Origin of the sequence: Sneathiella sp. P13V-1, from assembly GCF_015143595.1 — a bacterium.
Taxonomy (GTDB): Bacteria; Pseudomonadota; Alphaproteobacteria; order Sneathiellales; family Sneathiellaceae; genus Sneathiella.
Map to the genome: position 1 here is coordinate 469,234 of NZ_WYEU01000002.1, position 19,397 is coordinate 488,630.

General features: G+C 46.9%; 21 protein-coding genes. 9 read left to right on the top strand and 12 right to left on the bottom strand.

The window, feature by feature from the left end:
- The first annotated feature begins 58 nt into the window (after positions 1 to 58).
- From GUA87_RS09270 to tenA, 3 genes are read left to right on the top strand one after another with little or no spacing between them, the layout of a single operon-like run.
- Positions 59 to 1,162, top strand: coding sequence for a cysteine desulfurase family protein (locus GUA87_RS09270; protein ID WP_193716274.1), 1,104 nt, complete (start codon positions 59 to 61; stop codon positions 1,160 to 1,162).
- 39 nt (positions 1,163 to 1,201) lie between these two features.
- Positions 1,202 to 1,531, top strand: a complete 330-nt coding sequence (locus tag GUA87_RS09275; RefSeq protein WP_193716275.1) for a ferredoxin family 2Fe-2S iron-sulfur cluster binding protein — start codon at positions 1,202 to 1,204, stop codon at positions 1,529 to 1,531.
- A gap of 8 nt (positions 1,532 to 1,539) precedes the next feature.
- Positions 1,540 to 2,208: a thiaminase II gene (gene tenA / locus GUA87_RS09280; protein WP_193716276.1), complete on the top strand. Its 669-nt coding sequence runs from the start codon at positions 1,540 to 1,542 to the stop codon at positions 2,206 to 2,208.
- Positions 2,209 to 2,212: 4 nt separating this feature from the next.
- On the opposite strand, the gene GUA87_RS09285 is transcribed toward tenA, so the two are convergent.
- From GUA87_RS09285 to GUA87_RS09300, 4 genes are all read right to left on the bottom strand, one after another.
- Positions 2,213 to 3,022, bottom strand: coding sequence for a phosphodiesterase (locus tag GUA87_RS09285; protein ID WP_193716277.1), 810 nt, complete (start codon positions 3,020 to 3,022; stop codon positions 2,213 to 2,215).
- Positions 3,023 to 3,028: 6 nt separating this feature from the next.
- Entirely contained in the window at positions 3,029 to 4,342 is a 1,314-nt protein-coding gene (locus GUA87_RS09290; protein WP_193716278.1) for an FAD-dependent oxidoreductase, read from the bottom strand.
- An 18-nt stretch (positions 4,343 to 4,360) separates the two neighbouring features.
- The gene (gene paaX / locus GUA87_RS09295; RefSeq protein WP_193716279.1) at positions 4,361 to 5,263 is read right to left on the bottom strand and encodes a phenylacetic acid degradation operon negative regulatory protein PaaX; all 903 of its coding nucleotides are present in this window, start codon (positions 5,261 to 5,263) and stop codon (positions 4,361 to 4,363) included.
- Positions 5,264 to 5,405: 142 nt separating this feature from the next.
- A complete protein-coding gene (locus tag GUA87_RS09300) occupies positions 5,406 to 6,749 on the bottom strand; it encodes an 8-oxoguanine deaminase (protein ID WP_193716280.1) in 1,344 nt (447 codons plus the stop codon).
- Between the two features lie 167 nt (positions 6,750 to 6,916).
- On the opposite strand from GUA87_RS09300, the gene GUA87_RS09305 reads away from it, so the two are divergent.
- A complete protein-coding gene (locus GUA87_RS09305; RefSeq protein ID WP_193716281.1) occupies positions 6,917 to 7,618 on the top strand; it encodes a Crp/Fnr family transcriptional regulator in 702 nt (233 codons plus the stop codon).
- On the opposite strand, the gene GUA87_RS09310 is transcribed toward GUA87_RS09305, so the two are convergent.
- The 3 genes from GUA87_RS09310 to metC all read right to left on the bottom strand — a co-directional run bounded on the left by GUA87_RS09310 (position 7,615) and on the right by metC (position 10,475).
- Complete coding sequence (locus tag GUA87_RS09310) at positions 7,615 to 8,826, bottom strand: TIGR03862 family flavoprotein (protein ID WP_193716282.1); 1,212 nt, start codon at positions 8,824 to 8,826, stop codon at positions 7,615 to 7,617. The genes GUA87_RS09305 and GUA87_RS09310 overlap by 4 nt on opposite strands.
- Before the next feature lie 87 nt (positions 8,827 to 8,913).
- Positions 8,914 to 9,303 (bottom strand): phosphoribosyl-AMP cyclohydrolase, encoded by a 390-nt coding sequence (gene hisI, locus GUA87_RS09315; protein ID WP_227711820.1) that lies wholly within the window; start codon positions 9,301 to 9,303, stop codon positions 8,914 to 8,916.
- On the bottom strand, positions 9,300 to 10,475 hold the full coding sequence (gene metC / locus GUA87_RS09320) for a cystathionine beta-lyase (protein WP_193716283.1): 1,176 nt from the start codon (positions 10,473 to 10,475) through the stop codon (positions 9,300 to 9,302). Before metC ends, hisI begins: the two co-directional genes overlap by 4 nt.
- A 279-nt stretch (positions 10,476 to 10,754) precedes the next feature.
- On the opposite strand from metC, the gene GUA87_RS09325 reads away from it, so the two are divergent.
- The 5 genes from GUA87_RS09325 (at position 10,755) to GUA87_RS09345 (ending at position 15,281) form a co-directional block, all read left to right on the top strand.
- Positions 10,755 to 11,768: an amino acid ABC transporter substrate-binding protein gene (locus tag GUA87_RS09325; protein ID WP_193716284.1), complete on the top strand. Its 1,014-nt coding sequence runs from the start codon at positions 10,755 to 10,757 to the stop codon at positions 11,766 to 11,768.
- Positions 11,769 to 11,863: 95 nt separating this feature from the next.
- A complete protein-coding gene (locus GUA87_RS09330; RefSeq protein WP_193716285.1) occupies positions 11,864 to 13,060 on the top strand; it encodes an amino acid ABC transporter permease in 1,197 nt (398 codons plus the stop codon).
- A 3-nt stretch (positions 13,061 to 13,063) separates the two neighbouring features.
- The gene (locus tag GUA87_RS09335) at positions 13,064 to 14,164 is read left to right on the top strand and encodes an amino acid ABC transporter permease (RefSeq protein WP_193716286.1); all 1,101 of its coding nucleotides are present in this window, start codon (positions 13,064 to 13,066) and stop codon (positions 14,162 to 14,164) included.
- A gap of 12 nt (positions 14,165 to 14,176) precedes the next feature.
- Complete coding sequence (locus GUA87_RS09340) at positions 14,177 to 14,947, top strand: amino acid ABC transporter ATP-binding protein (protein ID WP_193716287.1); 771 nt, start codon at positions 14,177 to 14,179, stop codon at positions 14,945 to 14,947.
- Between the two features lie 115 nt (positions 14,948 to 15,062).
- Positions 15,063 to 15,281, top strand: a complete 219-nt coding sequence (locus GUA87_RS09345; RefSeq protein WP_193716288.1) for a hypothetical protein — start codon at positions 15,063 to 15,065, stop codon at positions 15,279 to 15,281.
- Here GUA87_RS09345 and GUA87_RS09350 read toward each other — a convergent pair whose 3' ends face one another.
- The 5 genes from GUA87_RS09350 to GUA87_RS09370 all read right to left on the bottom strand — a co-directional run bounded on the left by GUA87_RS09350 (position 15,282) and on the right by GUA87_RS09370 (position 19,145).
- A complete protein-coding gene (locus GUA87_RS09350; protein WP_193716289.1) occupies positions 15,282 to 15,842 on the bottom strand; it encodes a GNAT family N-acetyltransferase in 561 nt (186 codons plus the stop codon).
- A complete protein-coding gene (gene sseA / locus GUA87_RS09355; protein ID WP_193716290.1) occupies positions 15,842 to 16,702 on the bottom strand; it encodes a 3-mercaptopyruvate sulfurtransferase in 861 nt (286 codons plus the stop codon). The genes GUA87_RS09350 and sseA overlap by 1 nt, the downstream gene beginning before the upstream one ends.
- Positions 16,703 to 16,733: 31 nt before the next feature.
- Entirely contained in the window at positions 16,734 to 17,447 is a 714-nt protein-coding gene (locus GUA87_RS09360; RefSeq protein WP_193716291.1) for an alanyl-tRNA editing protein, read from the bottom strand.
- Positions 17,448 to 17,482: 35 nt separating this feature from the next.
- Complete coding sequence (locus tag GUA87_RS09365; RefSeq protein WP_193716292.1) at positions 17,483 to 18,487, bottom strand: cysteine synthase A; 1,005 nt, start codon at positions 18,485 to 18,487, stop codon at positions 17,483 to 17,485.
- 121 nt (positions 18,488 to 18,608) lie between these two features.
- Entirely contained in the window at positions 18,609 to 19,145 is a 537-nt protein-coding gene (locus tag GUA87_RS09370) for a helix-turn-helix transcriptional regulator (protein WP_193716293.1), read from the bottom strand.
- Positions 19,146 to 19,397: the final 252 nt, after the last annotated feature.

The window sequence follows — 19,397 nt, forward strand, 5'->3', positions numbered from 1 at the left end:
TCCAATCAGTCGAACGAAATGCCTTGTCGGAACTTCTGGCAAGGCATATTTTTTGCCCATGCAGCAACAGGTATATCTAGATTATAACGCGACCTGCCCAATACGGGATGAGGTGATCACTTTCATGACGGAAATCATGAAGGAAGGGGGTAATCCTTCTTCTGTTCATGCGTCCGGCAGAAAAGCACGAAACCGCGTTGAAAATGCGCGTCGTCAAGTGGCCGCATTGGCAGGTGCCAAACCGCAAGAGGTTATTTTCACTTCTGGCGGAACCGAAGCCAACAACATGGTGCTTAACGGGTTTCCTGATAGGGAGGCGATCATCAGTGCAGGAGAACACGACTCTCTTAGAAGTGTAGAAGGTGCCAAAACGATCCCCTTGGATAAAGCCGGTTTGGTTGACTTAGAAGCCTTAAAACATATTTTGGGGGACTTACAACGTCCCGCACTTGTTAGCGTGATGCTGGCCAATAACGAAACAGGTGTTTTGCAGAATATCTCTGAAATTGCTGAACTTGTTCATGAATATGGTGTTTTGTTGCACACCGACGCAATCCAGGCGCTTGGGAAAATTACATTTAATTTCAAAGATCTAGGTGCTGATCTTATGAGCCTCTCCAGCCACAAAATTGGTGGTCCACAAGGGATGGGCGCGCTTGTGGTGCGCGATGGTGTGGTGATCAAAACCCTCCAAAAAGGCGGTGGACAGGAACAGGGGCGCCGAGGCGGGACTGAAAATGTTGCTGGTATAGCGGGGTTCGGACTTGCTGCAGAGCAGGCAGAGGCAGAACTTTCCGAATATGCCCGGCTTTCGAAGATCCGGGATAAAATGGAAGCAGATATTGAGGCCATTACGGAAACCGAGGTTTTTGGAAAAGGCGCAAGCCGTCTGCCAAATACGAGCTGCATCCGAATGCCAGGCGTGCCTTCAGAACTTCAGGTAATGACATTTGATCTGAACGGTTTTGCCGTGAGTGCAGGATCAGCCTGTTCCAGCGGTAAGGTCAAAGCCAGTCATGTTTTAACCGCTATGGGATACGATGATATCACCGCATCCCAATCGCTGCGGGTAAGCATGGGGCGGCACACAACACAAGAAGATGCAGATAGATTTGTTCTGGCGTGGAAAAATCTATATGAAAGAAAAGGGGCGGGTCGGTAGACTTGTCTAAAGTTGATCTAAAGTAGGGATCCAAAACCAGTGTCAAAAATGACCTTTATCAAACCTGATGGAACTCGGGTCGAAGTAGATGCGCCACTTGGCAAAACCATCCTTGATATCGCGCAGCAAAATGGGCTGGAGCTTGAAGGCGCGTGTGAGGGAAGCCTTGCCTGTTCAACATGTCACATCATTGTGGATGAGGAAGATTTTGAACGGCTTCCGGACGCTTCGGACGATGAAGAAGATATGCTGGACTTGGCCTACGGTTTGACACCGACCTCTCGTCTTGGATGCCAGGTCGTGATGACGGAGGAGCTTGAAGATTTGATTGTCTCCCTCCCATCCGGATTTAACAATCAACTGTTTTAATTGATAAAATGACGTTTTTTGATCGACTGAAAGACCAGAATAAAGATGTCTGGCACGCTTATACGCATCATGAATTTGTGTCGGGGATGCAAAATGGTACTCTTCCCGAAGACGCGTTCAAATATTATCTTAAGCAGGATTATGTATTTCTGATCCACTTTGCGAGGGCCTATGCGCTTGCAGCCTATAAAGCAGATAATCTGGAGGATATGAGGGCTGCAACTCAAACAGTGCTAGGTTTGATTGACACGGAAATGCAACTGCATGTGGAGTATTGCAAAGGCTGGGGGATCAGCGAGGTGGATATGCAAAACATGCCAGAAGCCCCGGAGAATATGGCCTACACGCGCTATGTATTGGAGAAAGGCGTGTCAGGGGATATTTTGGACCTATACGTCGCGCTGGCTCCGTGCGTTATCGGGTATGGTGAGATAGGAGAACGCTTGAAATCCTCCATAGATACTGTTCTTGACAATAATCCATATCTTCCGTGGATAGACATGTATAGCGGTCAGGAATATGGTGAAGTTCTGGAAGGAGCCATAGAGCAACTACAGAAAATAGCAGATAACCGTCTGACAGAGGCGCGCTTTGAAGATCTATCCAAAACCTTCCGTCAGGCAACCCAGTTGGAGATCAATTTCTGGCAGATGGGACTGGATCACATTTCCCAATGAGCCTTTAGAAATCCAAGGGTCCGTCAAGTTCCCATAAAATATCAAAGGGTGCCGTAAAGGCGCTATGTGTTGTGATGCGGCTTTGCCCATCCCAAAGATGCAGCTGGATTTCTGCAGGCTCGTTGGTCGTTGCAAGCCTTGTGTCCTTTTCAAGATGCATGAGAACTTTGTGAGATGTCGAAGGGCATACTGTCGTTATCTTTCCGCCAAATCGGGAAGTAATATTTCTGTGGAGGTGCCCGCAGAAGATCTGAACAATATGGTCGTGTTTCTCGATAATTTCTTCAAAAGGTTCTGGATCTTTTAGGCCCATAATATCCATCGCCTCAATTCCGGTTTTGAAGGGTGGGTGATGCATGAATATCAGAGCAGGCGTAGTTGTGTCTTCGGAAAGAGTTTCATCCAACCACTTGAGACGTTCTTCGCAGAGAGTGCCATTTGGTGATTTTGGAATATAGGTATCCAGCATTATCAGGCGCACACCACCCAGATCCACGGCATATTGAACGAACCCGTCCTCAGGCAGGTAATCTTGATCTTTAAACTCTTCAAGAAACACTTCCCGGTGGTCATGGTTGCCAATGCCCAGATACAAAGGAATCTCGGATTTCGAAACAATGTTTTTGAAAACCTTATATTCGGTAGCGAGTCCATTGTTCACAAGGTCACCTGACATGACGGCGCAAACAGGACGGGGACGTATCGAATTGAGTTTTTCAATGGAAAGAGCGAGCTTTCCAGCGGTGTCGTACAATTCCTGAAACTTATCATCCGATTCTGCAATGTGAGGGTCACTCAATTGGGCAATGATCATTACTGTTTAGTCCTCACTTAGCAGTGTCAGCATATCGCGCTTTCTAACAAATTTCTTTCTCGGGCTTTCATCGCCTGCGCGATCCTGCTCGGCCTGATTGATTTTCTGCCAATCTTCAAAACTCACTGTATGTATCTGGTTCTCTTTACAGTATTTGTCCAGCCCTGCAGAGCCGGGCTTTTCTGGATCAGGCCCGCCACAATGGTCTTCCAAAATCAGATCAACAACATTTTGGCTGTCAATTCGGTTTGTTCCGATGGTGCCAGATGGTCCACGTTTTGCCCAACCCACAACATAAAGGCCATCGCTAACACGGCCATCCGTGTTTTTGACAACCCCATTTTCAACAGGCAGTCCGCCTACATTGGTTAGCTCATAGCCAATACAGGTCACCAGCAAATCGCAAGGTACTTCGATAACCTCCCCGGTGCCGACGGCATTGCCGTTCTCAATCCGGTTTACCTCAAGCTTCAAAGACCTTATTTGCTCATCTCCGACAGCCTCTAGCGGTGTGAGGAGGAAATCCAGATATAAGGATCTTTTATCCTCACTTGGAGCATTCTCTGAATAGGCTTCCAGCAGCGCCAGGTTGTTTTTGACTTTCTTTTCCGTTTTGGCATCTTCATGGGTGAAATTTCTGGGGAGCAATTCGGGATCAGTGATTACCGTTGCGGTTTCAAGATCCTTTAATTCACCAAGTTCCTTGGTGGAAAACTGGGCATGTTCGGGGCCCCGCCTTCCGACAATACGTACAGATTTAAGCGGACTATCGAAAATATGTTGCCCCGCATGGTCCACAAGGTCTGAAGCCTGCATTTCCCCTTCAGTGCTGAGGATCACGCGCGCCACATCCAGTGCGACATTACCATTTCCAATGACAATGGCGTTTTCCACTTCAAGGTGAGGAACAGCATCGCGAAATTCCGGATGTCCGTTGTACCAGTAAACGAAGGTTTGAGCGCCAAAGACGCCGTTTTTATCTTCACCTTCAATTCCAAGGCTTCGATCCTTCGGTGTGCCGATGGCAAAGACAACCACATCATAAAGTGATTGCAGTGTTTCAAGAGAGATGTCGTCACCGAAACTGACATTGCCGACAAAGCGAACATTGCCATTTTCCATGATCTTATCATAGGCGCGAGAGACATTTTTGGTTGTTTGGTGGTCAGGGGCAACCCCGGTTCGAATGAGTCCATATGGCGTTGCCAACTTATCGAGAATATCGATCTCGCAGCCTGCGCATTTGGTGTTTAACGCACCCGCAGTGTACATTCCGGCCGGGCCGGAACCTATGATTGCTACTTTTAGTCCTGCTCCCATAACGCTCTCTTTCGCTCCTTACTTCAGACCCCCAAACCTCGATAAAAACTCTTTACTCGCTTCTGGCAACTGGCCTTCTTCGGTTTCCAGTATTTGTGTGAGATAGCTTTCTGCATCTCGCCAGATCAGCTGATAAATATCGTGAAATAATTGACGTGCATCGGCACCCGCCCATCCTTCGGGCAACAGACGATCCGGCAATCTAGGGTCTTGCAGTAAAGCGCGACGATAATCATGCACCGCAAGTATTCGCAGCAGGAAGGCTGTTTTGCTTGAAATAGTCTGTTCGTTTTTTATTTGATTGAGAACAGGGGCAAAACTTTCAATAAAATCCTTGTAACCGCTTTCGATTTCCTCCAGGTTCCAGCCTTTTTTGACCATAATGTGGGCTGGTGTTTTTTCCGGAGCCGCGATGGAAGCCGCCTGCATAACGGCCACCTGATCCTCCACCCCTAAATCTTCAAGGAGGTGCTGAATACTACTGACATTCCCCCGAGGGTGCGCAAGGATACCTGAGCCCAAATCACCATATCCCAGCCAGTGAAGCTCGGAATAGAGCTTCTTCTTGAGGGAGGATTTCATTTCTCTGCGGCCGGTAAATAACAATGTCCATTTGCCATCCCAGGCTTCGGGAAGGTGACTGTAAATCCTTTTGGTGGCTTCTTCAAAACGCAGCTGACCGGACCCTGTGAGCGTATAGAAACTCTTCCTGCCTTTTTGGGAGCTTACCAGTATCTTCTCGTTTTTAAGGCGAAAGACACTGGTTCGGACCGCGCGTTCATTCAATCCCAGACAAGATACCAATTCAATTAAGCTGCCAAGCCAGACAGTACGGCCATGAGGAGCAATGCAATCCCCCCAGATTGTGACAAGGAGAGACCGGGCTTTAATATCAAGATCGGCAAGAATATCCTCAACCAATGTATCAACTGTTTTTGGAATGGTATTTCCCCCTAAATACGCTTACCCGAACCTGACCGATGACCTCGGCGGATTTAATTTTCCTAGTATCTTAAATGGCTTGAGGCTTTTGGCAACCTACAAATGCATGCTGTTGACGGTATCAGCTATGATACAGTTGATGTGCGAGAGATTTATGTTCCCGCATCAGTTCATTCATGTCTAGTTCCGGAATTTCCCCGTTTTTCACGCGCCACTCACCTTTGATCATGACATGTTCGGCTTTATGGGCACCACATAAAACAAGCGCTGCCATGGGATCTCCGGCACCTGAGAAGCGTGCTTCATCAAGTGCGAACAATGCCAAGTCTGCTTCTGCACCAACTTTAATCTCCCCGATGTCGCCACGCCCTAAACACTGTGCGGATCCCTTAGTGGCAAAGGAGAGGGCTTCAAGATGAGTCATTTCATCGGCTTCATATCTTAGACGCCCAATCATCATGGCCTGCCTCACCTCCTGAATAAGATTGGATCCGTCATTGGAAGCGGATCCATCAACACCAAGTCCAACAGGAGAGCCCGCTTTTTTCAGTTCCAGTGTCCTGCAAATACCGGATGACAGGACCATGTTGGAGGATGGGCAGTGACAGATACCAACTTTCGCGTTTCCAAGTCGGGCGATTTCATTGTCATCAAAATGGATACCATGGGCAAGCCAGGTCTTATCATTCATCCACCCAACATGTTCAAGGTAATCTAGAGGACGCATGCCAAACATTTTGAGACAGAAATCTGTTTCGTCATGGGTTTCCGCCAAATGTGTATGGGTGCGCACATTATGTTCACGAGCAAGCTTGGAGCTTTCTCTCATCAGATTTTCACTTACAGAAAAAGGAGAGCAGGGGGCGAGAGCCAATTGCACCATCGAGCCGTCATCTGGATCATGATAGTCCTTAATTAAACGAAGGCTGTCATCCAGAATGGTTTGTTCTTCCTGAACTGTTGACTGAGGAGGTAGTCCGCCATCATCTTCGCCGAGACTCATGGATCCTCGGGTGAGGACGGTACGGATGGACAACTCTTTCGCTGCTTCAACCTGATGATCAATGGCGTCCTGCAATTGCGCGGGGAACAGATAGTGGTGATCTGCCGCTGTTGTGCAGCCCGACAGCAATAGTTCAGCCAATGCAAGTTTGCTAGAGCTTTTGATCATTTGAGGGGTAAGGCGCGCCCATATCGGGTAAAGAGCCTTCAGCCAAGGGAAAAGTGGCTTGTTGAGTGCTGGCGGGCAGGCGCGTGTCAGTGTTTGATAGAAATGATGATGAGTATTGATAAGGCCGGGGATTAAAACCAGATCACTGGCGTCAAAGGTTTCAAGTTTCTGGTATTGACCCTTGGGCTTGTCTCCGGCTTTTACAAGTTCAGCTATTTTATCGCCTTTAATAACAATGCCGTTGCCGGCGTTTTCTGCCAGAATAGCTAGCGGGTTTTTAATCCAGATGGCCATTTTATTTCCCCAAAGCTGAAGATAGGCGGGATCAACTGCCTATCTTCAAATAATTCTTTTAATAAAGCCTATTTATATGACTTGCCGAAAAGTAATTCAGCCCTTAAATTCCTTGAAATGGGTAAACTGGCGTTCGCCAGTCTTTTGGGGTGGTCTGGGCATTTAAGATGCAAAATCTAGATAACATTGAATTACTATCTGAGCTGACTTCTGAAGAACGCATCATGATTGCGGGTAAGTGCGTATGGCGTACCTACAATGGAGGCGAGCAGATCTTGGAGCGTTCCAGCACAAGCCGGGACGTGTTCTTTGTTGTGGATGGAAGCGTCAATATTGTGAATTTTGGTGTCTCCGGTCGTGAGGTGGCTTATGCGACTGTGGATGCTGGTCAATATTTTGGTGAGCTATCCGCCATTGATGGCCGTCCAAGGTCTGCCAATGTCATCGCCCACAAGAAATGTTTGGTGGCCTCCTTATCACCAGAGAATTTTATGGAGCTGCTGCAAAAGCACCCAATGGTGACCATTCAGGTGATGCAGAGACTGGCGCGCATCATCCGCGTCAATGATGAACGCATTTTGGATCTCTCCACGTTAGGCGCTGTTCAGCGCGTTTGTCAGGAACTTCTGCGTATGGCAAAGCCAGATCCACTTATGGCGGATTCTTGGCTGATCTATCCGATGCCAACACAAAGCACAATTGCCAGTCGGGTATCTACAACGCGTGAGACAGTTGCCCGTGTTTTGGGACAGCTTGCAAATGATGGTTTGGTACTGAAAAAAGGGAAGAACCTTTACCTGAAAGATCGCAAAGGCATTGAAGAGATGATCAATAGTCTCGCTGCTTCTTCAGGCAATATCGCGCGTTAAGCATCCAACCAGCGGAGTATTCCTTTTGCAGCGCTGACACCGGTCGAAAAACAACCTTGAAGCAGATATCCTCCTGTTGGTGCCTGCCAATCCAGCATTTCGCCCGCCGCGAACCATCCTGGATTTTTACGGATCATCAGGTTTTCATCCAGTTCGGATAAATCAAGTCCGCCCATGACGCTGATGGCCCGGTCCATAGGTGCAGTATCCAGAATAGGGATTTGCAGGTTCTTTATTGAGGCTGCGATATAGCTTGGATCCTGAAAGCGATCTCGGTCGGTAAACTCGTTTAAAAGAGAGACTTCCAGTGAAGACAGTTTAAGTCTCTTCCTCAAGTAATTGGAGAGACTGTCTTTTTTGCGCCTTTTGGACAATTTTTCCTGTAATTCTTCGGCAGTTTGATCAGGGCGCAAATCCAGTGACAAGTGAACAGGTTTGCTGATTTGTAGCTGTTTGGTGACTTCAATGCTGATCGCGTAAATAGCCCCACCTTCCAGCCCCGATTTTGAAATAATCAGATCACCACGGCCAACTTTGCCATTTAGAGAGACAGCTACATTCTTCAAAGGTTCGCCTTCAAAGGTTGGAAGTATATGGTTTGACCAGTCTACTCTGTAACCGCAATTAATCGGTGCGAATGGATTGCAAACTAAGTCAAAACCTTTGATTGCATCTACCCATTCTCCCGTAGCCCCTAAATGTTTGTAGCTTGCGCCACCACAAGAAAGGAGAACAGCGTCTGGGTTATCAAAAAATAAGGTGTTATCCTTATCTTTGAACTGAAGGGTACCATCGTCACCAAGGCCAGTGAATGTAGTGCTTAACTTAAATTGGACATTGGCGCCGGATAAGTATTTCGTCCACGCCCGCATCAGGGATGTAGCTTTCATTTTAACAGGGAATACGCGCCCGCTTGACCCGGTAAAAGTTTCAACCCCTAGATCATTTGCCCAGTTTTGAAGATCCTGAGGTGTGAAATTTTGAATATGAGGTGCCATAAAAGGCGTGGCTTTCTCATACCTGTTTAAGAAGAACTCCAAATCTTCCGCATTTGTCAGGTTAAGGCCTCCGCGTCCGGCAATCAGGAATTTTCGCCCAACGGATGGTTTTTGTTCATATACCGTGATGTTCAGGTTTTTGTTCTGACACAGAAAGTAAGCCGCCATCAGTCCCGCAGGACCACCGCCAATGATTGCAACAGATTTCATGTGGGATGTCATTGATAGCAACTTAAATCTAAAAGAGGGCCACAAACGGTTTGTCGCCCTCTTTATAAATAGAAATGAAGAAAAAGGTTACTTTTTCCCGTACATTTCTTCCTTGGACATGATGGGCGCAGATATAATCTCAACACCTGCATCCTTAGGTTCGTAGAAAAAACAGTTGCGCCGGCCTGTATGACAAGCCGCGCCTTCCTGATCGACAAGGACAAGGATGGTATCGCCATCACAGTCTAGCCTGAAACTGATCAGCCTCTGTGAATTGCCCGATGTTTCCCCTTTGCGCCAAAGAGACTGGCGGGAGCGGGACCAATAACAAACGCGACCGGTTTTCAGAGTCTCTTCAATGGCGTCCTTATTCATCCACGCCATCATCAAGACTTCGCCAGTGTCATGCTGTTGGGCAATGGCTGGGATCAAGCCATCCGCATTCAGTTTGAGGAGTTTTTCCAGTTCACTGTTCATTGTGCTGCTTTCAATCGATCAAATCCTGCAGTGAGGTCGGCAATCAGATCATCCGTATCTTCCAGACCAATATGCAGACGAATCAGTGGGTTAGTGTTGTCCCACTTGGTCGCTGTACGATAGTTGCTTGGGTCTGCATATATAATGAGGCTTTCATAACCGCCCCAGGAATACCCCATGCCAAAGAGTTCAAGATCATCCATAAAGGCTGCGAGCGCATCACGAGACAAGGCATTTAGGCGGAAAGAGAAGAGACCGGAAGCACCCAGGAAATCACGTTTCCAAAGATCATGTCCCGGATGATCTTTAAGGGCAGGGTGCAACACAGAGTGTACCTCAGAACGACCCTTGAGCCATTCTGCGACTTTAATGCCGTTTTCCATATGTTGTTTGAGACGAACAGAGAGTGTCCGCATACCCCGCTGCGCCAGATAAACGTCATCTGGACCTGCTGTTTGACCATTGAGATTCGCAGCCGTTTGCAATGTTTCCCAATGTTCCTTGTTCGTGGTGACGGTTCCCATCATCACATCAGAGTGACCTACGATATATTTTGTACCCGCCTGAATGGATACATCCACGCCATGTTCAAACGGCTTATAATAAAGAGGAGAGGCCCAGGTATTATCCATCAAGACAACGGCACCGCGTTTGTGAGCCTGATCTGAGATTGCAGGAATATCCTGCATTTCAAATGTCTGTGAACCTGGTGATTCGACAAAGACAACGCTTGTATTGTCTCTGATAAGCTCGGATATGCCGCCACCAATGAGCGGATCGTAATATGTAGTCTCAACACCAAAACGGCTCAGTACATTGTCGCAGAAGTAACGCGTTGGACCGTAAACACTGTCGGTGACAAGGATGTGGTCTCCTGTTTTCACAAAAGCCTGAATTGCTTGCGCACAGGCAGCTAGACCCGACGGAAACACCTGACAACGGTAACCACCTTCAATTTCAGCTACAGCCTCTTCCAGCGACCAGGTTGTAGGGGTTCCCATACGTCCGTATGTGACAACTTGCTTACCTTCCGCACGTTCTTTATGGCGTTGCTGCAGGTCATCTAGGGAAGAATAAAGGACTGTTGAGGCGTGATACACCGGAACATTGACAATACCGAAGTTGGATTCAGGGTCCCGTCCAGCTACGACAAGCTTTGTTTCATCTTTCATCTTCTCAAATGACTCCTGCAATGGATTGATTTCCCTCCATCAATATAGGATTGCTGAGAGTGATGAAAGAAGGAAATTTTGTTATCAAAATTATGAAAAATTGTCGGCTTTAACCATAAATCCGAAATTTTGCATTGACGGGTAGGTCAAAAATATTATCGTCAAAGATGAAATTCGGAACTGGGAAAGCCGGATTTTGGAAAGTGCGATTTTTTTAATCTGGAACTTAGTTCCGGTTCGTACACAAAGAATTGAAAAACTGACAGGAAGGTTATTTCTATGAAAAAAGCGAGCTTTATGGCGATCGCTACTGCAGCTACGATGATGGTAGGTACTGCCTCTGCAGCGACTCTGGACGACGTTAAAGCAAAAGGCTTTATCCAGTGTGGTGTCACTACTGGTCTGGCTGGCTTCGCGGCTCCAAACGACAAAGGTGTATGGGAAGGCTTTGACGTTGATTTCTGCCGTGCGATGTCCGCAGCGATTTTCGGTGACCCTGACAAAGTAAAATACACACCAACAACTGCTAAAGAACGTTTCACAGCGCTACAGTCTGGTGAAATTGACGTTCTGGCACGTAACACAACATGGACACTGTCTCGTGACGTGAACCTGGGCTTTGAATTCGTAGGTGTGAACTACTACGACGGTCAAGGTTTCATGGTTAAGAAGTCTCTTGGCGTTTCAACTGCTAAAGAATTGGACGGCGCACGTGTTTGTCTGCAGTCCGGTACAACAACTGAACTGAACCTCGCTGACTACTTCGCAGCGCAGGGCATGAAATTTGACTCCGTTCTGTTCGACACAGCGGATGAGGTTCGTGAAGCTTATATCAAAGATACATGTGACGTTTACACAACTGACCAATCCGGTCTGTATGCTCAGCGTTCTGTGATCGCAGATCCAGAAAACCACATCGTTCTTCCAGAAGTTATCTCTAAAGAGCCACTCGGCCCACTTGTACGTCACGGCGACAATGCATGGGGTGATATCGCTCGTTGGACACTGAACGCTCTGGTTATTGCTGAAGAACTTGGTGTAACAACTGCAAATGCTGCTGAAATGAAAGGTAGCAAAAACCCAGAAATCCAACGTTTGATGGGCGTATCTGGTGACCTCGGTCAGCAGCTCGGCCTGGACGCTGCATGGGCTTACAACATCGTTTCTATGGTGGGTAACTATGGTGAAATTTTCGAGAAGCACCTTGGTCAAAGCACACCTCTGAAAATCTCTCGCGGTCTTAACCAGCTGTGGAGCAAAGGCGGTATCCTTTACGCACCACCAGCACGCTAAGGCGCTGAACTGAACTAAAAAAGAGTGTGTGTCTCTTAACAGACATGCACTCTTTTTGTTTATAGAGATCTTCATTCTCCCAAAGGAGCTACCACATGACAGCTGATGTCCCTGGTATGTCAGAGGGAGCCAAGGTAAGTCCGTTCCGCGATCCGAAGATAAGGGCCCTGTTTTTTCAGGTCCTGGTGATCGTGACTTTCCTCGCTTTCGTCTACTACATCGCTGACAATACGATCACTAATCTCGAGAAGCGTGGTATTGCATCTGGTTTTGACTTCTTAAGTCAGAATTCTGGATTTGATATCGGGATTGTTCTACTTGTCGACTATAACGCACAAACCTCCACACATGGTGATGTGCTGCTTATTGGTATAATCAATACCTTGGCTGTATCGCTTTCAGGCATTGTCCTGGCAACGATTATCGGCTTTGTTTTTGGCGTTTTGCGCCTCTCCAATAACTGGATCGTAAACCGTATCGCCTATGTTTACATTGAAGTGGTTCGGAATATTCCATTGCTGGTGCAACTTCTGTTCTGGTATCTGGCCGTTCTTCTGGAACTTCCAAAGGTTCGTGACAGTGTCAAATTAGGTGACAGTGTAGCCATTAACAACCGTGGCTTCTACTTCCCTAGCATTGTTCCAGACAGCGGCTTCTGGCTTATTCCAACAGCTTTTGTGCTGGGTATCATTGCGACAGTTTTTGTGAGCAAATGGGCTCACAAACGTCAGGATGAAACTGGGCAGCAATTCCCTGTTTTCACCACCGGTTTGGCACTAATCATTGGTTTGCCAGTTCTGGCAGCTTTGGTTTCCGGAATTCCGTTCGCGCTTGAATATCCGTCAATGGGCCGCTTTAACATTGCGGGCGGTTGGGTGATTAAACCTGAATTTATGGCGCTCTTCCTTGGGCTTTCCATTTATACAGGTGGATTTATTGCTGAAATTGTCCGCTCAGGTATTAATGCGGTGAGCCATGGTCAAACCGAGGCAGCCAACTCGCTTGGTATTAAACCGAGTGTCACCATGCGTCTTATTATTATTCCGCAGGCGCTTCGTGTGATTATTCCACCGCTTACCAGTCAGTTCCTGAACCTGACGAAAAACTCATCCCTGGCAACAGCGATTGGTTATTCGGAAATTGTTGCGATTTTTGCAGGTACGTCATTAAACCAGACAGGCCAGGCCATTGAGATCATTGCTTTGACAATGTTGTTCTACCTGACGATCAGTTTGATCATCTCGGTCTTTATGAACTGGTACAATAAACGCATTGCATTGGTGGAGAGGTAAGACATGGCTATTGTTAAAACAGAACGCCATCCGGAAATGCCACCTCCGGTAACAACAACAGGCGTTATTGGCTGGTTGAGACAGAATTTGTTCTCAAGTTGGTTCAACACAATTCTGACAGTTGTTGCTGCTTATGTAGCCTATAAAGCACTGTATGCATTCATCGACTTCACGATTATCAGCGCGAATTTTGCGGGAACGACCCGTGATGACTGTACACTTGATGGTGCTTGCTGGGTTTTCATTAAGCAGCGCTTTGGTCAGGTTATGTATGGTTTCTATCCGGAAGCTGAACGCTGGCGCATTAACGTCGGTTATGTGCTTGGTGCAATTGGTCTTTTTCTTGTTCTTTCCAACTATGTTAAGAACAAAAAATGGCCAGCGTTGTACCTGTTCGTCATCTATCCAATTATCTGTTACTTCCTTTTCTTTGGTGGTTTCGGATTGGAAGTTGTCGAAACATCCCAGTGGGGTGGCCTGTTCCTGACATTGGTTCTGGCGTCGGTATCCATCTTTGTGGCGTTGCCGCTTGGTATTATTCTGGCGCTCGGCCGCCGGTCTGAAATGCCGGTGGTTCGTATGGTCTGTGTCGGCTTTATTGAGTTGATCCGTGCCGTTCCACTTATTTCCGTTCTCTTCATGGCATCTGTGATGCTGCCACTGTTCCTGCCGGAAGGTCAGAATTTTGATAAACTGATCCGTGCTCTGGTGGGTATGTCACTCTTCTCCGCGGCTTATATGGCTGAGGTGGTGCGTGGTGGTTTGCAGGCACTTCCAAAAGGACAGACAGAGGCAGCCATGTCACTTGGTCTTGGTTACTGGCAGACCATGTGGCTGATTATTCTGCCGCAGGCGCTGAAGATCTCTATCCCGTCTATCGTGAACACCTTTATCGGTTTGTTCAAAGATACGACATTGGTTTTGATCATCGGTCTGTTTGATCTGTTGAGTGTTGTGAAAGCGGGTACTCAAGATAAAAACTGGCTTGGTCTGGCGACCGAGGGTTACGTGTTCGTAGCCATAGTTTTCTGGGTTTTCTGCTTTGGCATGTCAAGATATAGCATCTGGTTGGAGAACAAACTCCATACCGGTCATAAACGATAGGAGGCAGGCGAAATGAGTGAAGCTGCCATGAATAATTCAGCAAGTGAAGCTGCAATCCAGATCATCGGAATGCACAAATGGTATGGTGATTTCCATGTTCTTCGGGACATTAACCTGACCGTTGAACGTGGTGAGAGAATTGTTGTTTGTGGACCTTCCGGTTCCGGTAAATCAACAATGATCCGTTGTATCAACCGTTTGGAAGAGCACCAGCAAGGCCAGATCATTGTGGATGGTATTGAACTTACAAACGATGTGAAGAAGATTGATGAAATCCGTCGTGAAGTAGGGATGGTGTTCCAGCACTTTAACCTGTTCCCACATTTGACAGTGCTTGAGAACTGTACTTTGGCTCCGATCTGGGTGCGTAAAACACCTAAGGAAGAAGCAGAAGCAACAGCAATGAAGTTTCTGGAGCGGGTAAAAATTCCTGACCAGGCACTTAAGTATCCAGGCCAATTGTCTGGTGGTCAGCAACAACGTGTGGCGATTGCCCGTTCATTGTGCATGAACCCACGTATAATGTTGTTTGATGAGCCGACATCAGCGCTTGACCCTGAAATGATTTCAGAGGTTCTGGACACAATGATCAGCTTGGCCGAAGAAGGAATGACAATGGTTTGCGTGACCCATGAAATGGGTTTTGCGAAAACGGTTGCTGACCGTGTGATCTTTATGGATCAGGGTGAAGTAATTGAACAGGCGCCACCAACCGAGTTCTTCGACAACCCGCAAAGTGAGCGCACGAAATTGTTCCTGTCGCAGATCCTGCACAACGGATAAATTTCTCAATGCAAAAGAAAGCCCCGGTTTTTCCGGGGCTTTTTTATTTGTAGTTTTTGTTAATGTGTTTTACTGTTTTCTCAATTAGGGATTGTGCGGAGAAGGCTGTAGGTAGATGCCTCATGGGCTTATAATCTTTATCATTCAGATGTTGGCACTTGGATTTTGTGCTGCTTTCATTAGCGCGATTTACTACCTGAATACGACTGTTCATTGCGTGGTCGGAGGTGGCCATGGCGTATGCCTGTTTGACGGAGCGTTGTCGCTCTTCCTATTTGCGGCAACGCTGATAACTGCAGCATTTGCTGCTTTGCTGTTTAAAGCCTATTCCTGATTAGTCATGATCCGCAATTGGATCAATAATCACTTCACGTTGCTCATAAGGGACATAACCAAAGCGCTGATACATCGGAAGTGCTTTTGGATGATCCAGCGTACAGGTGTTGACGGTAATGCAGTCAGGGTCTCTATACCATGCTTGCTCAATTGCCCAGTTCAGAAAATAAGGGCCCATTTTCATGCCAATAAATTCCGGCATGATTCCGAAATAAGCAAGATCAACAGCTGCTGGGTAGTTCTTGAAATTTAGTTCTGCGTAACCAGCAGGAGTGCCGCGGACATACAAAACATAAATCTCTGTGTCTTTGTCCTTGATGACCCGATCGAGATCTTCATCGGACAGTTTCTTGCGGTCAGTCCATCCCCAATCTCTTCCAACAGCGTCATATAAATAGCGATAGAAAGATACCGTCGGGTTTTCAGAGCGAATTATTGAATGAGGTATTGCGGGGGGAGTGATGTTCTGGGGGCGAGGGCCCCCAGTCATCTTAAGGTAAGTAATGGTGACCGGCCAGAGGCCATCTTCATTGGGCTCAGGTTTGCGCTTAAGGGGCATTATTTTTTCTTACCTGTAGAAATTGGCAGCTGTTCGTCCAACGCCCATTCTGTCCAGGAGCCGTCATACACAGATACAAAGCGGTGTCCCAGCATATGAAGCCCAAATGCAAGCACACACGCGGTGACACCAGATCCACATGACGTAATCACAGGCTTGTTCATGTCAATGCCTGCTTCAAGGTAGGCTTTCTTAAGGTCATTAGCGGCGAGCAGTGTACCGTCTGTTTTGAACAGTTGATCAAACGGCAGGTTTAAGGAGCCTGGGATACGACCGCCGCGCAATCCTTCACGTGGCTCCGGCGCGGTGCCTTCATAACGGCCTTGAGAGCGCGCATCCAAAACCTGTTCTTTATTGGTTTCCAGGTTGCGGCGAACCTGCGCCTTCTCCCGCAGGATCATATTGTTCATTCGTGCCGTAAAGTGACGTTCCGTTGGCTTGGACGGCATATCGGAAACTGGACGGCCTTCGTCCAACCATTTTTGCATACCGCCATCCAGTATTGCGACATCGTCATGACCAAAAAGTTTGAACAACCACCAGGCACGGGCCGCGCTTCTAACGCCGGATTTATCATAGATAATGATCCGGCTGCCATCGCCAAGGCCCAGCTTGCGGACGCGGCTGGAAAATTTTTCAGGACTTGGCACCATGTGTGGCAAGGGTATATCAGTGTCAGCGATATCATCGATATCAAAAAAGACAGCTCCCTCAATATGGCTTTCTGCAAATTCAGCTTTCGGATCACGGTTTTCCGCTGGCATATACCACGACGCATCGACGATACGAATGTCAGGTGCTGACATATTTTGTTGAAGCCATTCGGTGGATACAAGAGAAGTTGGATTTGCGTAGGCCATTGATATTATAAGTCCTGTTAAACGTCACAATTTATTCGTCAAAGATTAAAGACACGCGTCTGTTTTGACGACCCTTTTTTTCAATTTTCCGCACAAGAACAGGTCCAATTTCGGAGGTGTTTCTGACATGTGTACCACCGCAGGGCTGCAAGTCGGTGTTGGCGATACGGATCAGGCGAACCCGGCCGCTTCCGCGTGGTGGCTGAACGGACATGGTTTTAACAAGCTCGGGCTTCTGGTCCAGTTCTTCATCTGAGATCCAGCTAAAGGAAACATCCAGATTTTGACAGATGAGATCATTCAATTTTTGTGTGATTTCTTCCTTGTCCAGCGTGGCTTCAGGCAAATCGAAGTCAAGTCGGCCCTTACCATCAGAAACTTGCCCACCGGTTACAGGGTAGGGGAGAACAGCAGAAAGAAGGTGTAAGCAGCTGTGCATTCGCATAAGGCGATGACGTGCCTCCCAATCGATAGTAGCCGCGACGGTATCACCTACAGCAGGAAGGTTTTGTCCTTCAGCGGGTACATGAACAATTTCGTCTGGGGAGTTGCCTTTAACAGTGGTCGCAATCGTGACCGACGCGCCATCGGAAAGTATTAAGGTCCCTTTATCGCCAGGTTGACCGCCGCCTGTCGGGTAAAAAACAGTTTGGTCCAAAATAATACCGCCAAGGTCGTTAATTTCCACGACTTTGGCGGTGCATTCTTTAAGGTAAGCATCTTCACGGAAAAGATCTTGTGTCATTCTTGGTAAGGCTCCCGGTTATCAGCCGGTATTATTCAGTCCTCTAGCCAAGGCGCAACCGGCAAGTCGTTTGCCCTCAACATATCAACATCCATGAGTTTGCTAAAGTATTTTTGGGCTGTATCACAGAGTACCGTAACGATTGTGTGCCCAGGTCCCATTTCTTTGGCCATACGAATTGCACCGGCCACATTCACACCGGAAGAAAGTCCCATCTGAAGGCCTTCCTTGATGTTCAAATCATATAGAACTTTCAAGGCCTCTGCGTCACCTATTTGGTACGGCATGTCAACTTCAAGCCCTTCAAGGTTGGCGGTAATACGGCCTTGTCCAATACCTTCACTGATGGAACTTCCCTCAGCTTTAAGTTCTCCATTTTTATAATAGTTGAAGAGGGCAGCGCCCATAGGATCAGCTATGCCGATTTTAATGCCCGGATTGCGTTCACGAAGAGCATCCGCTGTCCCTGCAAGTGTGCCGCCACTGCCAACTGCGCAGATAAAGCCATCTACCTTGCCGTCTGTTTGATCAAAAATTTCTGGGCCAGTTGTTTTATAGTGGCCAAGTTTGTTCGCTACATTGTCAAACTGATTGGCCCAGATGACGCCGTGGTCACTGCTTCCGGCCAGTTCTTCTGCAAGGCGACCTGAATATTTCACATAGTTACCAGGATCTTTATATGGCTTGGCTGGAACAAGGCGAAGGTCAGCGCCGCAGTATTTTAGGATCGCCTTTTTTTCATCGGTTTGGGTTTCAGGCATCACAATAATGGTTTTGTAGCCTTTTGCGTTACCAACCAAGGCCAAACCAATACCTGTATTGCCTGCGGTACCTTCAACGATGGTCCCACCTGGCTCTAGAATGCCTTTCTTCTCAGCATCTTCGATGATGGCAAGAGCTGCACGATCTTTAACTGAGCCGCCCGGGTTAAGAAACTCTGCTTTACCGTAAATATCACACCCAGTTTCTTCGGAAGGGCCCGTAAGGCGGATAAGAGGGGTGTTTCCGATGGTGTCAACAAAGTTGTTGCGGATAGTCATGGCATTCTCTGTGTTAAATTTAAATTACAGCAATAAATGGTTATTTAATTATATAGCACACAAGGTCAATGGAAAATATTTAATTATATGTCAGGGATTAGTGAAAATGTGATGGGGGTATCTAAATTTCTTTGTATTCTCCAATTTGATGCATGTCCTCTTCGTTCATGCATTGAAAGGTTTTTGTCGGTGTAAAGTTACTTGCATCAGGTAAAGGTGGGTCATTTGGGAAGTCAGAATTAGTGATGCACACGAAGATTCGAAGCCTCTTTGACGTATTGGTGTTTTCTATGAAGGCATATTTGGTTGAGTAGGAAAAATTGTGGCTTGTGGGTAAGGTAATGATGTAGCGGTTTGCTTCGGGCCAAAGTGAATACGTACTATTTTTTGAACAGGCCTGACCTGCAACAATGACGGTTTCAATGGTTTTTTTAATATCTAGATTCGCCTCATCCGTTTCTTTGCGGATATGGTGAATAACCTCATCCTGATTGAGTAGTAAAAATTTTGCTAATTTAGAAATTTCGTTGGATTGTATGCGCCTGCGGCCGTTTATGATTTCGCTGACACGAGATGGAGGAAGTGAAAGTGCTTTGCCTAAGTCGCTTTTCCGGCGATTTATTTTTTTCAACCTCTCTTCTATCCAGTCGCGTCTCATGTACAAAATCCTCCCATTTTCGATAATCACATTAAATTACGAATATCGTAAAAAAAATTGACCGGTAACTGCTTTATTTTATCCTAAAGATCGAAAAATTTTAGTTACGCAAATTTAGCGAGAATTTTTCGAATTGTAAAAAATATGTGCAATATCAATCAATAAGAGTGATTTATTTTTTTCATCTCTCTCTTTTTGATGGTGTCATTGCCTGGATTGAAAGAGAGGCCCGTTTAGTTCGAGGCAGTACTT

What these genes read in the sequence shown, in the direction of transcription:
- GUA87_RS09270 (WP_193716274.1), top strand. Translation starts at nt 59, where the DNA reads ATGCAGCAACAGGTATATCTAGATTATAACGCGACCTGCCCAATACGG.
- GUA87_RS09285 (WP_193716277.1), bottom strand. Translation starts at nt 3,022, where the DNA reads ATGATCATTGCCCAATTGAGTGACCCTCACATTGCAGAATCGGATGAT.
- GUA87_RS09340 (WP_193716287.1), top strand. Translation starts at nt 14,177, where the DNA reads ATGAGTGAAGCTGCCATGAATAATTCAGCAAGTGAAGCTGCAATCCAG.
- GUA87_RS09370 (WP_193716293.1), bottom strand. Translation starts at nt 19,145, where the DNA reads ATGAGACGCGACTGGATAGAAGAGAGGTTGAAAAAAATAAATCGCCGG.
- GUA87_RS09310 (WP_193716282.1), bottom strand. Translation starts at nt 8,826, where the DNA reads ATGAAATCTGTTGCAATCATTGGCGGTGGTCCTGCGGGACTGATGGCG.
- GUA87_RS09335 (WP_193716286.1), top strand. Translation starts at nt 13,064, where the DNA reads ATGGCTATTGTTAAAACAGAACGCCATCCGGAAATGCCACCTCCGGTA.
- GUA87_RS09300 (WP_193716280.1), bottom strand. Translation starts at nt 6,749, where the DNA reads ATGGCCATCTGGATTAAAAACCCGCTAGCTATTCTGGCAGAAAACGCC.
- GUA87_RS09360 (WP_193716291.1), bottom strand. Translation starts at nt 17,447, where the DNA reads ATGACACAAGATCTTTTCCGTGAAGATGCTTACCTTAAAGAATGCACC.
- GUA87_RS09330 (WP_193716285.1), top strand. Translation starts at nt 11,864, where the DNA reads ATGACAGCTGATGTCCCTGGTATGTCAGAGGGAGCCAAGGTAAGTCCG.
- GUA87_RS09305 (WP_193716281.1), top strand. Translation starts at nt 6,917, where the DNA reads ATGCAAAATCTAGATAACATTGAATTACTATCTGAGCTGACTTCTGAA.
- tenA (WP_193716276.1), top strand. Translation starts at nt 1,540, where the DNA reads ATGACGTTTTTTGATCGACTGAAAGACCAGAATAAAGATGTCTGGCAC.
- GUA87_RS09290 (WP_193716278.1), bottom strand. Translation starts at nt 4,342, where the DNA reads ATGGGAGCAGGACTAAAAGTAGCAATCATAGGTTCCGGCCCGGCCGGA.
- GUA87_RS09345 (WP_193716288.1), top strand. Translation starts at nt 15,063, where the DNA reads ATGCCTCATGGGCTTATAATCTTTATCATTCAGATGTTGGCACTTGGA.
- metC (WP_193716283.1), bottom strand. Translation starts at nt 10,475, where the DNA reads ATGAAAGATGAAACAAAGCTTGTCGTAGCTGGACGGGACCCTGAATCC.
- GUA87_RS09325 (WP_193716284.1), top strand. Translation starts at nt 10,755, where the DNA reads ATGAAAAAAGCGAGCTTTATGGCGATCGCTACTGCAGCTACGATGATG.
- GUA87_RS09365 (WP_193716292.1), bottom strand. Translation starts at nt 18,487, where the DNA reads ATGACTATCCGCAACAACTTTGTTGACACCATCGGAAACACCCCTCTT.
- sseA (WP_193716290.1), bottom strand. Translation starts at nt 16,702, where the DNA reads ATGGCCTACGCAAATCCAACTTCTCTTGTATCCACCGAATGGCTTCAA.
- hisI (WP_227711820.1), bottom strand. Translation starts at nt 9,303, where the DNA reads ATGAACAGTGAACTGGAAAAACTCCTCAAACTGAATGCGGATGGCTTG.
- GUA87_RS09350 (WP_193716289.1), bottom strand. Translation starts at nt 15,842, where the DNA reads ATGCCCCTTAAGCGCAAACCTGAGCCCAATGAAGATGGCCTCTGGCCG.